This window comes from uncultured Gimesia sp. (assembly GCF_937910335.1).
GTDB lineage: Bacteria > Planctomycetota > Planctomycetia > Planctomycetales > Planctomycetaceae > Gimesia.
Window position 1 is genome coordinate 1 of sequence record NZ_CALEMX010000394.1, and the last position, 13,814, is coordinate 13,814.

At 47.9% G+C, this 13,814-nt stretch carries 7 protein-coding genes; 3 read left to right on the forward strand and 4 right to left on the reverse strand.

Annotation, left to right across the window (positions count from 1 at the left end; translation table 11 throughout):
- The 4 genes from Q0668_RS15595 to Q0668_RS15610 all read right to left on the reverse strand — a co-directional run.
- Window positions 1-1,526: PAS domain S-box protein (locus Q0668_RS15595; protein ID WP_298866317.1), on the reverse strand; the 1,526-nt coding region annotated here is incomplete at its 3' end.
- Between the two features lie 378 nt (window positions 1,527-1,904).
- Complete coding sequence (locus Q0668_RS15600; RefSeq protein WP_298866319.1) at window positions 1,905-3,365, reverse strand: DUF1501 domain-containing protein; 1,461 nt, start codon at window positions 3,363-3,365, stop codon at window positions 1,905-1,907.
- Between the two features lie 78 nt (window positions 3,366-3,443).
- Window positions 3,444-6,587 (reverse strand): PSD1 and planctomycete cytochrome C domain-containing protein, encoded by a 3,144-nt coding sequence (locus Q0668_RS15605; RefSeq protein WP_298866321.1) that lies wholly within the window; start codon window positions 6,585-6,587, stop codon window positions 3,444-3,446.
- A 167-nt stretch (window positions 6,588-6,754) separates the two neighbouring features.
- Window positions 6,755-7,084 (reverse strand): hypothetical protein, encoded by a 330-nt coding sequence (locus Q0668_RS15610; protein ID WP_298866323.1) that lies wholly within the window; start codon window positions 7,082-7,084, stop codon window positions 6,755-6,757.
- 625 nt (window positions 7,085-7,709) lie between these two features.
- Here Q0668_RS15610 and Q0668_RS15615 point away from each other — a divergent pair.
- From Q0668_RS15615 to ric, 3 genes are read left to right on the forward strand one after another with little or no spacing between them, the layout of a single operon-like run.
- Window positions 7,710-9,455 carry an ethylbenzene dehydrogenase-related protein gene (locus Q0668_RS15615; RefSeq protein ID WP_298866329.1) on the forward strand — a complete coding sequence of 582 codons (1,746 nt, stop codon included), beginning with the start codon at window positions 7,710-7,712 and terminating at the stop codon, window positions 9,453-9,455.
- A gap of 42 nt (window positions 9,456-9,497) precedes the next feature.
- Window positions 9,498-12,965, forward strand: a complete 3,468-nt coding sequence (locus tag Q0668_RS15620; RefSeq protein ID WP_298866325.1) for a molybdopterin-dependent oxidoreductase — start codon at window positions 9,498-9,500, stop codon at window positions 12,963-12,965.
- A gap of 23 nt (window positions 12,966-12,988) precedes the next feature.
- Window positions 12,989-13,732, forward strand: a complete 744-nt coding sequence (ric, locus tag Q0668_RS15625; protein WP_298866327.1) for an iron-sulfur cluster repair di-iron protein — start codon at window positions 12,989-12,991, stop codon at window positions 13,730-13,732.
- The last annotated feature ends 82 nt before the right edge of the window (window positions 13,733-13,814 follow it).

The following is a 13,814-nucleotide window of genomic DNA, read 5'->3' on the forward strand; positions in this document are numbered from 1 at the left end:
ACTTTAAACATATCGGACAGATCATTGATTAATACGGCCAGATCAAAATCATTAAGATTTAGCGACATCCTGCCTGCCTCTATTTTAGAGAGATCAAGAATGTCATTAATTAAACCGATGAGGCTTTCACCATTTCTTTTGATTGTCTGCACAGACTCGATGTCATCGGGATCAACAACATTACCAAGCAAAATGTCAGTAAATCCCAGAATTGCCGTCATCGGTGTTCGAATTTCATGGCTCATGTTGGCAAGAAATTCGCTCTTCGTTTTGTTTGCTAATTCAGCAGCTTGCTTGGCTTTGATCAATTCCAGCTTTACTTCAACTAACGCACGCTCGCTTGCAACACGCTTACTGACATCAACAGAATACTTGACTACCTTACACGGTTTCCCGTTCAAGTCCAAAATAGGATTATAAGTTGCCTGTAACCAGACTTCCTTGCCATTCTTGCCAATACGCTTCAACTCTGCCGATACATATTCACCTTGTTTAAGTTTCTCCCAGAATATTTTGTACCCTTCGTTTAACCGCTCTCTCGGCTCAACAAAGAAACTATGGTGACGGCCACTTACTTCTTCCGAAGAATAACCCATCGTTTCCAGGAACCTGTCATTGGCTTTAATAATTGTACCGTCCATCGTGAACTCAATTACCATCTGAGACTTACCGATGGCTTCAAGCTGCCCCTCGTAGTCTGCATTGAGTTGTCTCTGATGCATTTCTTGAGTTAAATCACGAATGATTCCAGTGAACAGAATCTCTTGATCTTGACCATCCTTTTCCACGAAAACCTGGCTCACTGAAAGATGAACAGGAAATGTTGTCCCATCCTTGCGCTGCCCTACCACCTCTCGACCGCTGCCGATAATCTTCGCCTTGCCTGTTGTCAGATAGCGAGCCAGATAGCCATTATGTTCCTCTCGATAAGGAGATGGCATGAGCATTTTGACATTCTTACCGATCACTTCTTCAGCCTGATAGCCGAAAATCTTTTCTCCAGCTAAGTTAATAGCGTGAATAGACCCTTCTGATGTAATTGTAATGATGGCATCGACCACGTTATCTAGAATCGAATTGTGTGAGAAGTCTTGCTTTTGCCGCTCCTGGATCGCTACAAACTTTGCAACAGAACGAAGTTTTTCTTGCTCGGATTTCTTGTGCTTCAAACAGATAATTGTTGTCACCCAGATTGCAAGCAGCGACAATATGCGGTTCGTGACAACGACCCACAGAGACAATCCGCTAGGAGATAATGCCAATCCCACCAGAGTAAGAATCGAGGCAACAATCGCCGCACTCAGGGTTAATTCCCAACGGGGAGAGCAAAGAGTACTGATTACTAACAATAAGTAAATAAGGCCGTAAGCCACTCCAAGAGGGACTATCAGATCGCCGATAAATATCAGAATTGACAGACCAAGACCGACCAAAAAATATCCGACAGGAAAAATTGGTTTGCCCGAGACGTTTGATACAGAATCATTTCCATCAAACCAGACTTTTTGTTCTATAAGATTTTCCATTCTACGACTCCAAATGTACCCTGATCAGATCATTCTGATTGTCTTCAGTACAGGAAGGTAGCTTTCTACACATCAAAAGAATAGGTTGCTAAAAGGCAACATGCGTGGAGGTAAAGTACTGCTATCAGGGATTTTTTAGGGAACACACGGTGTTCGAGCGATAAAAACCGTTACGACTCGCAAAGACGGAACGGGAGGCGTCAAGTAAATTCGAGTGAACTTGATCCCTATTGAGCAGAGCCACTCCAGGCAATGTTCAGTTTGAGGTCACTAATTCCATCTGAACAAAGTGAAATGTAGGATCGAAGCGCTCAGCACTTTCGCACCGTTATCATCCGCCGCTCATGGCGCAGGTTAAACTGAGTCGATTGAGCAATCCTAACTCAGTTTTTCGGAAGGACTTTCCAGAATCGCGGAAACGACTTTTGCAGGACGCCCGTTGGTAATGATTTGCTCCTGGCCGTTATGATGATAGAGAAGCTGCTTATAATCGAGACCGAAAAGTCTCATAATGGTTGCCTGAAAATCATTCGGAGTGACAACATTTTCGACAGCACGATGCCCAAATTCATCCGTTTTACCGTAAGCCATGCCCCCTTTAATCCCGCCTCCCGCCAGCCAGATACTAAAGCCCTGCCCATTGTGATCGCGACCGGCTTTCTTGGCATCGCCATGGCTTTGCGTCACAGGAAGTCGTCCGATTTCTCCCCCCCAATGAACCAACGTTGATTCGAGCATGCCCCGTTGCTTCAAGTCTTTCACAAGAGCAGCAGAAGGCTGATCGGTCCGCCCACAGATCGCAGGCAAGCCGGTAGTAATACTACTATGATTATCCCAGGGTTGACCGTTATGAAACAGTTGCACAAACCGCACACCCCGTTCCACTAAACGACGGGATATCAGACACCGCGTACCGTACTCGCGTGTTTTTGGATTATTAAGGCCGTACAGATCTTGCGTTGCTTTTGTTTCCTGGGCAAGGTCAAGTGCCTCACGGGCGGAAGTCTGCATGCGGGCTGCAAGCTCATAGCTTGATATCCGCGCTTCTAAATCGGATTCATGAGGATGCTGTTCGAAATGTTTACGATTCAACTCCTGTAATAATTCCAGATTTTGTGCTTGTAGAGAACCGCGTAAATGAGCAGGCGCATCCAGATTCAAAATACGTGGTTCTTTTGGACGCAGAACGGTTCCTTGAAACAAAGAAGGCATAAAACCGTTCGACCAGTTCGTCACTCCATCAACGGGAAGTCCACCCGGATCTGTCAGCACCATGTAAGCGGGCAAGTCCTGAGACTCGGTCCCTAACCCGTAAACCAGCCACGAACCAAGATTCGGTCGGCCAACCACTCCGGGAATCCCACCATGAAAGTAACGGATAGAAACTTCGTGCCCATTCGCTCCCGTATGCATCGATCGAATCAGACAAACATCATCAACGATTTCTCCCAAACCAGGAAGCAGTTCAGATAACTCCGTTCCACACTCACCATGTTTCTGAAATTTCCAAGGGCTACCCAGCAGTTTTTTACTGGCATTCTTGACAAAACTATATTGAACCTCGTCTTTGAAATCGGTGCCGCTGTATTTGGTCAGCTCCGGCTTGGGATCGGTCAGATCCATATGCGCTGGACCACCATGCTGAAACAGCGAAATCATCGCTTTGGCTTGCGGAACGAACTGTGACGTTTTCGGTGTCAGGTCAAAAGAAGGCGGTTTGACTTGAACACTCTTAGGCCGGGCAAGCAGGTTGTCCTGCTTCAGTAACCAGGCCAGCGCCACTGTACCAATTCCCATTGCGTTGTCAGCCAGAAATTGTCTTCTACTAAAATGCATCATGATCAATCATACCTGGATTAAGTTTTTCTTCCGATTACTCTTAACTATAAGATTCATTTTAAGGGGCTTCAAACAGATTCAATCAACATATAAAAACTCGTTTGAACTCATGAGGGCCTGACACAAATTCGTAATCGTCTGTTGAGCATGTGTCACTCCCTTAGGCATCTGTTCCGGATGTTGTTGCAAATATGCCAGTTGGTTCCCCATAAAACCGACTACCAGCTTCAATTCATCCGGCGTCGGCTTTCGACAAAGCGCCAGCTCAAAGGCGTAAGAAGCTTGTGCAGGCAGACTCTGTTTTTGGACTGGTTCCGGTCCATGAAATCCAGTTTTAGAATCCCACTTGAATGCGGGACCTTTCTCACGTTCAAGAGTCAATTGAACACTCCATGTAAAGGAATCGAAACCGACATCTCCATTACAATCACTAATGAAATCAATCTGATCGCCCTGCTCTACAGCCAACTTCATCACTTTGGTTTCCGCGACTCCATTATAGGCAATCCACTTCCCGGCCAGACCAGTTCGACTGGATTGAATCAGTCCGCGTACACCATTTCCATTTTTCGTCCCATGTTGCAGCTTACCAGTGATTGACAACATCCCCGTAGCCGGTGCAGTCCAACGCTTGATGCCCGCATATTTTCTTGCCGGATGTCCTCCATTGGCATGCAAAGTCACCCAACCCAGTTTCGCGTCAGGAAGTTTAGGCCCTCCCTGCCAACCAGAACCGGTCCAATGAGGTAATGCTGTAAACTTATTTATCTTCAAAGTCTTTTGATCAACCTCGCCATATCCAAAACTCCATACGGGTTTTTCTGAGACGGAAATTGCAGGCAGCGCTGCAAGTTCTTCGGGTTTCAGTTCAGGGGCCTCACGATTAATTCGGTCGGCCAACTTGGCAGATTGCGAAAGGATGAAACTACCATTCATCAACATGAGAGATTGTGTAGCAACCGTCGAATTTGAACGACGTTCGCAATTCGTTTCCATTACAGGGGCATCGAATGTTTGCAGCATTCCCACGGGCTGGCTACGCCGCGCCTGAATATATAAACTACGACGCAGTTGCTCACCTGAAACCACAACTTGACCGAAATCATCTTCTTTAATCGCCACAGGAGCACCGTACAACTTACGGTCAAGCACACCGGAAACAGACAGCATCCGGTCACGTAAAGTCTCGGCTTCGATTCGAACAATGGGCTTTCGCCAATAGTAATGGTTTTCAGCATCAATCGATTCTTTACTCGGATCGTGCGCCCCCGCCTGACGGTACGCCGTTGAGAGCATTATCGTGCGATGCAACTTTTTCAGATCCCAGCCCTGTTGCACGAATTCATCGGCCAGCCAGTCCAGTAACTCCCGATGCGTTGGATTGGAGCCGAGCTTCCCAAATTCACCGGGTGTCCCCACAATCGCACGACCGAAATGATGCATCCAGATCCGATTGACCAAAACGCGAGCTACCAGAGGATGTTTGCCGCTCGTCAACCAACGGGCATATCCCAGACGGCGACCCGTTGTAGGCAATTTGCCATCGTTAAGCGCCAGCTCATGGCGTTGACCTTCCGGCGAAACGACAGATAAGGCAGCCGGCTTGATCACTTGTTTTGGTTGCCGGTAATCACCACGATGAAATAACTTTGTGACGGGCACATGATTGGCAGGCTCAACTGCAACTCGCAAGAATTCTTCTACCGGCTTCTTCTTTCTGATCTCAGCAATTTGTTTATCGAAGTTTTTCAGCTCTTCAGCGGCCTTCGGCAAGTATTGATAAAGCACACCCGTTGAAATATTGACACTCGGGTTTTTCTTTAACAAAGCAACTTGCTCAGCCGTTCGTTTCTTGACCGGAGTCTGATAAGCACCTTTCAACTGGTCTCGTAACGGTTGCTCATATTTCTTCAACTCGATTTCAAGAGCCTCAGCCATGTACTTGACTCGTTTTTCATTTTTTACAGTCACTACTTTTTTCACTTCTTCTTCCACTGCCGCTGCTTTCGCCCGGTCGGCAGCCGTGTAAAGCGAAACGCGACGCTGCTGTGGTGTCTGCCATTTTTGCCAATCGAAAGTAGGCTCAAAAATAGCACGCAGCGCGAAATAATCGGCTTGCGGAATCGGATCATAGCGATGGTCATGGCATTGGGCACAGGCAACACTTAAGCCTAATAACGAGGAACCCACAATCTTCATCGTGTCAGTGATCACCTGATTGCGCGCCGCGGGAGTATTACTACCACTGCCCGTTCCATCAGCGGCCATCCGTAAAAAACCGGTCGCCGTCAAAAGTTCAATTTGTCGTGCAGTCAGATCCCCTTCGCGCTTGCCAACCAGTTCATCCCCGGCAAGTTGCTCAATAATAAATTGATCGAAAGGTTTCCCATCATTCAATGACTTAATAACATAATCGCGGTATTTCCAGGACCAGGGACGTACATCATCTTTCACCGTGTAGCCTTCGGAATCCGCATAGCCAGCAATATCCAGCCAGTGCCGTGCCCAACGTTCGCCGTAATGTTGAGACTTCAACAGCTCGTCCAATAACGATTCATACCAGTCGTCAGAACCGTTTGCCATCACACGCTGTAGCTCTTCGGGATTCGGGGGCAGTCCCAATAGATCAAAATACACCCTCTTGATCAAAGTCAGCTTCTCAGCATCAGGTGAAAAAGCCAACCCGTCAGGCATGGCTTTCAATAATAGTGCATCAAAGGGCGTGCGAACCGTCGGATTTTTTTTGAACTCCGCTGAAACCTCTGGTCGTTTGATCGGCTGAAATGCCCAATAAGCCCGCTCTTCCGGAGTAATTCCCAATCCGGGACCAATCGTCTCAGGCTCCGGACGACTCGTTTTCGCTCCCGTCGCAATCCAGCGCTTGAGAATCTCTATCTCCGCTTGAGGGACACGCGCTTCGCCCGGCGGCATTTCACCACTCTCCAAGCGGTTTATCAAATTACTCTCTGCAGGTTTGCCCGGAATAATGGCTTCACCCGATTCTCCTCCCTTGATCAGAAATCGAACCAGACGTAAGTCGAGCCCCCCTTTCATCTCTTCGGTGGCTCCATGGCAATCAAAACAATGTGCCCGGAAGATCGGTCGAATATGTTCTTCGTATGTCAAATTCGCCGGCTTGTCTGCCCCGGCAGCAATAACGGAACTAGCAAAGCAGAACAGCAGGATTGTCATCAAACTGATTCGTTTGAACACGGTCGTCATACAGAACTCCAAATGCGTTTGAAATACCAGAGTTTGAGACCGTATCGTAATTGACATTCAAAGAACAATCAAGGATAGATATTCGCTTATATGTTCCTGATTCTGCTGAAAAAATCACCTGCCCTGGCTCAACCGATCCAGAACAGGTGAACGCTGAATCCCCCTGTTTAATAGCGGCCGTAATAGCCACGATTATTGGAACGGTAATGATAGTTGGAATTCGATCTGTAACTGTTTCGATATCCCGAATACCGAGATCCATTCGAGTATCCACCTCGATAAGATTGCTGATAGGAATTTCGATAGGGTTGACGATATCCACTATAACATTGGTTGTACCCTCTCGATGAACGATAACTGGGATAGCGATAGCCAGCATCGGCGGTTGTCGGTTCAATCAACTGCGCACCCATAACCAGACCACCAATGAGCGCCAAACAACTGAATAATCGTTTGCGACGCGACAGATTTTCACTTCGTAATAAGTTGGTTTTCATAACAGATTCTCTTTCTGAAAAGATTCAAAAAACACGTTCTGAAGACAGAGAAACATCTGCCTGCAACATTAGAAATCCGATGGCCATCACAGAATTCCCTCTCCTGCAGAGAGAACGAACGCGCCGTCAATATCTTCCGCTCATTATCAAAAATAATAAATATTTTTGATAAACAAGACGAGAGAGCAAAACATATCTTTGTTTGCAGGACATCGACCTATGAAGTAGCGATATGGCGTTAGCGTGCAAGAAAACAGACAAGGTCGAAAACGGGGCGCCAGTGAGAAATGGCTTTGGTCGATGGCCAAGCGAAACATAACTTGAGTCGAATAGCCGTTGCTTAACAAAGTCAGCGTTTTCCGCTGTTGTGTCTTATCGTAAACAAACTGGACCTTGATATCCAAATAAGAGGCGAGTACATTATTAGTCAGACAACATAAAAGAGTCTTCGAAGTAAACATCGATTGGAATGATTAGAACTTGATAGCCGTTTCATTGTAAGTGAGTTGTTGAAACGACACCAAAATGAGAATGCCGACAGGCTAAGTTGGAAGGATCACGAGACATGCTCCTCAACCACATAGCACAATTTACTAACCGCTTGAAATTCACGTCTTTCATAATAATGGCTGTTGGATTTTCCCCCCTAAGCACAGGGGGTTGCAGTCGAAACTCGCATCCGGCACAACCAGCTCCATCTCCATCGACGACAACGAGTGAGAATTCAACTGTCAACAATAAGGCAGACAATAATAGCTCATCCAAAGAGGACGCAGTTGCCTTCTCCCTATCTGTACCAGTTCTGATAAAGCATGTTGCCTCAGCAGACATCGGAAAGAAACTCTATAAACAGCACTGCGCTGCTTGCCATGGTCAGTCTGGTGATGGGAAAGGGATTGCAGCCCCCTTTCTCTTTCCGAAACCTCGAAATTTCACCACTGGCAAATTTCGGTTGGTGAGTACAAAAAATCGCGTCCCCTCAAAGGAAGACCTGGAGGCCATCCTGCACCGTGGCATGCCCGGCTCTGCGATGCCACCTTTTGCTCATTTGAAAGAGGGAGAACTTAAAGCCCTGGTGGAAGAAGTTCAGCGACTCTTTCAGGACGGACTTCGCAATCGATACATCCTCGCCTTGAAGGAAGAAGAGGAATTGACTGACGAGGAAATCGCCGCTGAAGACGTGCAACAGGAAATTGAAGAATTTATTCAACTACGTACAACAGTTGGTCCCACCAGAGAAGTGCCACATATTGACGCATCAGACGAAGCAGCGATCGCGCGGGGAAAAATACTCTATTTGAAAAAAGGTTGCAACAAATGTCATGGTGACACCGCAGTGGGAGATGGACTGCAAAAAATGGTGGATGATGATGGATACCCCACGCGTCCCCGCGACCTTACCAGAGGGATTTTCAAAGGGGGGCATGACGTAGCCTCCCTCTACAGAAGGATTGCCTATGGCATGCCGGGCACTCCCATGCCAAGCTCAGAAACAGCCCTCAAACCACAGGAAATGATTGATTTAGTCCATTTCACCTTATCACTGTCTAACGAAGAGCAAAGACAACGTTCCATTCTGAAACGACAACAACTTACCGCAACTGCCGTTCACCGGCTCCCTCAAACCGCAACGGATTCTGGCTGGTCAGCTTCGGAATCGGTTCGTTTAAACATGCTGCCACTCTGGTGGAGAGACAACTCTGATCCCGATCTGCAGATACAAGCACTCCATGACGGAAAAAATATTGCGATACGCATCTCGTGGCAAGATAAAACCGAAGATCGCCATTCAGCGCGGAATGAATCGTTTAAAGATGCTGTCGCATTAGAACTTTATCGTGGAAACGAAGAACCCTTCGTAGGAATGGGCAATAAAAAATCGCCCATAGACATCTGGTTCTGGGACGCCGATCACCAGGGTAACCCCATAACCATCAAGGACGTGTATCCTAATACTGTCGTCGACCGATATCCGTTCAATGAAAAAGTGGTAACCGACCCCGAGTTTGATCGCGTCGGCACACAAACAGCCAATCAACCCAGGATTTCGCTTCCCGCGCGTGCCAGCGGTAATCCCAACTTTCCCAAATCGGGTGGGACTGGTGCTTCCTCACTTACGACAAACGGCCCCGGGAGTGTCACTTTTCGAATCCCTAAAAGCCAGATTGTCAAAGCACAAGGCATCTACGCTGCAGAACGACGAACGGTCATGATGACACGAACCCTGGCTGTCAATTCGACATCCGAGGGTATCGGACTGAAACCGGGAGATAATGTCTCGATCGCATTTGCCGTATGGGATGGTTCCCAGCAGGACCGTGATGGCAAAAAATTAATAACGATGTGGCACGACTTGAAATTGGAAAAATAACCATCGACTTTGAGACACTACCACAGACGAAGGAACTTGATCATGGATATTTCAAGACGCCGCTTTTTAAAACTGTGTTCAACCACGGGAAGCGCGTTTCTCATGGCGGGTCCGCAGTCTTGGGCATTCGATCCGGTCAACGTTGAAAACCCACTGGGTGAGTATCCGAACCGCGATTGGGAAAAAATCTTTCTAGACCAGTTCAAGTACGACAGTTCGTTTACCTGGGTTTGTGCTCCCAACGACACCCACATGTGTCGGCTCCGGGCTTTCGTTCGCAATGGTGTCATCATTCGTAGCGAACAAAATTACGATCACGATCGATATGGCGATCTGTACGGTAACAAGGCAACCAAGTCCTGGAACCCGCGTGGTTGTGCCAAAGGCTATACGATGCAGCGTCGAGTCTACGGACCCTATCGGCTAAAAGGCCCAGTGCTCCGTAAAGGTTGGAAAGATTGGGTCGATGCCGGTTGCCCCTCTCTGTCTGATACTCCTGAACTCAGAACCAAATTTATGTTTGATGATCGTGGAAATGACAGTTACGTGCGCGTTTCCTGGGACGAAGTCTCACGCTACATCGCCGAAGGCTTACACGCGATCTCAGGAACTTATAGCGGTAATAAGGGTGTCACGCGACTGCAAAAAGATGGCTACGAACAACGCATGATCGACAAAGTCGAAGGTGCCGGAACCAGGGTCGTGAAGATTGGTTCGAACCTGCCGCTCCATGGTGTCGTAGGCAAATTCGGAATTTACCGCTTCGCAAATTTACTCGGATTGCTCGATCACCATGTCCGCGCTGTACCAGCAGAAGAAGCCCGTGGCGCCCGTGATTGGAACGAATACACGTGGCGCGGCGATCAAGCACCGGGACATCCGTTTGTGCATGGATTGCAAGCGGCCGACATGGATTTCAACGATATGCGGTTCTGTAAACTCATTATACAGATTGGAAAAAACCTGGTCGAAAACAAGATGCCCGAATCGCACTGGTTGAATGAGTGTATGGAGCGGGGCGCTAAAATTGTAGACATTGCGCCCGAATATAACTGTCCCGCAACAAAGTCAAACTATTGGATATCAGTTCGGCCCGGTCTGTCTGATCTGGCTGTGTTATTGGGTGTGACGAAAATCATGCTCGACAATGATTGGTACAAACCGGAGTTCTGTCGTCAATTTACTGACTTTCCATTATTGGTTCGTACAGACACCTTACAGCGCTTGCGACCACAGGACATACAGGCAGACTATCAGCCCAAAGACATCTCTGCCGGTCCTTCTTATAAAATACAGGGACTCAAAGATGAACAGCGTCAAAAGATTGGCGATTTCTGCGTCTGGGATAATGATACAAAATCCGTCGCATTTGTTTCGCGAGATGAGGTCGGCAATAACATGCAGATCACAGCAGCACTGGAGGGAACGTTCAAGGTAAAACTAGCTGATGGGAGCGAGGCAAAAGTCATGCCCATTCTCGAGATGTATCGACGTCACCTTAAAGACTACGACGAAAAAATGGTCGAAGAACTTTCAGGGGCGCCCGCACATCTTGTTCGTCGCCTGGCAACAGACATCTGGGAGACAACGGAAGCCGGGCATCCTGTAGCAATTCATATCGGCGAGGGAGTAAATCATTACTTCCACGCCACGCTGCATAACCGTGCCTGTTATCTGCCGGTCATGCTTACCGGCAACATCGGCAAACACGGAGCCGGTTCCTACACTTGGGCAGGCAACTATAAAGGCGCCTTATTTCAAGCATCACCCTGGAGCGGTCCCGGAGTGGGTAGCTACACACACGAAGATCCATTCCACCCCGTACTAGACGAAAATCAACGTATCACTCCGGAAAATTTGCGGCATACGACTGATACGGAAGACCCCTCCTACTGGGCCTGCGGCGAGAAAACACTCACCGTTGATTTACCCGATGGCCAACAACGCTGCTTCACGGGTGAGACACACATGCCCACTCCTACAAAAGTGATCTGGTACAACAATGCGAATTTTATCAACCAGGCCAAATGGGTTTACAATATCATCGCCAATGTACTCCCCAAGGTCGATATGATCGTGGATCAGCAAATTGAATGGACCGGAAGCGCGGAATACTCTGATGTCGTCTTACCAGTCAATTCGTGGGTCGAAATGGAGGACTACGAATGCGGTGGTTCCTGCTCCAACCCGTTCCTGCAAGTTTGGAAAGGGGGCATTAAGCCGGTTCATGACACGGTTGATGATGGAATGGTTTTCGCCAAAGTCGGCGATGCGCTGGCAAAAAAAACGGGAGACAAACGATTTTCGGACTACTTCAAATTCATCACCGAACGCAAAGCAAAGGTTTACATTCAACGGGTATTCGATAATTCCACTACGACGCGCGGAACGGATGGCCCCTACAATGTTGACAAAATGATTGCTGGCGAATACGGCGGCGAACCAGGCGCCGCACTGATGCTGTTCCGAACGTATCCGCGGGTACCATTCTGGGAACAAATACACGATTCCATTCCGTTCTACACAGACAGTGGTCGGTTACATAGTTATTGTGACCTTCCGGAAGCGATCGAATACGGCGAGAATCTGATTGTCCATCGTGAAGGAGTTGAAGCAACACCCTATCTGCCTAATGTCATTGTCTCCACCAGTCCCTTTGTCCGTCCTGTCGATTTTGGAATCGACCATAACACAACCGATGCCGACTTAAGACAGGTACGAAACATCAAAATGTCGTGGGACGAAGTCAAGAAAACCGTCAACCCTCTCTGGAAACAAGGTTACCAATTCTTCTGCTGCACACCCAAGAGTCGTCATTCAACGCACTCATCATGGGCGACTGTCGACTGGCACTGGCTTTGGAGCGATAACTTCGGCGACCCGCACCGGACCGACAAACGGGCTCCAGGTGTGGCAGATCGACAAATCCAAATGAATCCGCAAGCGGCGAAAGACCAGGGCCTGAACGAAGGGGATTACGTCTGGGTTGATGCGAACAAACTGGATCGCCCTTATGTAGGTTGGAAAGATGACACAGGACCACGACACAAGGCCTTCCGCTGCATGGTGCGTGTGAAAGTGAATCCGGGGTTGCCCTATAACTTTACGATCATGAAACATACCGGTTGGATCGCCAGTGAACGCAGTGTCAAGGCCCATGAAACGCGCCCCGATGGTCGGGCTTTGGTCACAGAAACTGGCTACCAGGCCAGTTATCGTTACGGCTCGCATCAAAGTATCACACGCAATTGGATGATGCCAATGCACCAGACCGACACCTTGTTTCATAAGAAAACGGGAGGCATGGGCTTCAAGTTCGGTTTTGATGTCGACAACCACGCTATCAACACGGTTCCAAAGGAAACGATCATCAGTATCACCAAAGCAGAAGATGGAGGCTTGGGAGGAGAAGGCGTCTGGCAGCCGGCTGAGTCCGGCTTCAGTCCCGGTGAAAAAACGCCACAAAACGATCAGTATTTATTGGGCGGCTTCGTACAAATTAACGATTAAAATTACCATGGGATGAAACCATTATGAAACCTCTGACAAATGAATCACCCGTGGGACAATGGGTGATAGATCACCCGGAATTGATTCTCTTCCTGGAAGAACTTCAGGTTGACTATTGCTGTGGAGGGAACAAAACACTCTCAGATGCGTGTCACGCAGTCGGCGTTGAACCCGAGTTGCTCCTGGATAAATTGAGTCAAGCAAGGAGAATGACTGACAAAGAAAATTCAACCACAGACTGGTCAACCGCTCGCTTGTCTGACCTTTGTGATCACATTGAGTCTACACACCATGTGTATCTAAAAAACACGCTGCCGTCCCTCTGTCAGCTGGCATCGAAAGTCCGCGAAGCGCACGGCGATACTCATCCTGAATTACGAGAGGTGGAATCGGTTTATCGAAACCTGTGCGATGAACTGAATCCGCACATGATGAAAGAAGAACGGATTCTCTTTCCCGCAATTCGCCTGCAGGAAGAAGCCACACAGACCCTGTCATTTCCATTCGGAACCATGCAAAATCCGATTAATATGATGGTACACGAACATAACCAGGCTGGTAATTTACTCTCCAGATTACGCGAGTTAACAAATACATACTCTGTTCCTGAAGATGCCTGCACTTCATATTGTGCATTCCTCGAAGGACTCCAACAGTTGGAACTGGATCTGCACCAGCACATTCATAAAGAAAACAACATTTTGTTTCCACGAGCAGCTCAGCTGGTCTCTTCCCGACAACAAGACCAACAAGAAGAAAAGGACTGAATATGGACAATTCCAACAAACCAGTCGGCCCCAAAATTCACCCCGCTACTCGAGAAGTTTTACCGGATGATCCTATGGAATT

Bases quoted from the DNA above. Each gene is read 5' to 3' on its own strand.
- Q0668_RS15600 (WP_298866319.1), bottom strand. From the start codon at position 3,365: ATGATGCATTTTAGTAGAAGACAATTTCTGGCTGACAACGCAATGGGA.
- Q0668_RS15605 (WP_298866321.1), bottom strand. From the start codon at position 6,587: ATGACGACCGTGTTCAAACGAATCAGTTTGATGACAATCCTGCTGTTC.
- Q0668_RS15610 (WP_298866323.1), bottom strand. From the start codon at position 7,084: ATGAAAACCAACTTATTACGAAGTGAAAATCTGTCGCGTCGCAAACGA.
- Q0668_RS15615 (WP_298866329.1), top strand. From the start codon at position 7,710: ATGGCTGTTGGATTTTCCCCCCTAAGCACAGGGGGTTGCAGTCGAAAC.
- Q0668_RS15620 (WP_298866325.1), top strand. From the start codon at position 9,498: ATGGATATTTCAAGACGCCGCTTTTTAAAACTGTGTTCAACCACGGGA.
- ric (WP_298866327.1), top strand. From the start codon at position 12,989: ATGAAACCTCTGACAAATGAATCACCCGTGGGACAATGGGTGATAGAT.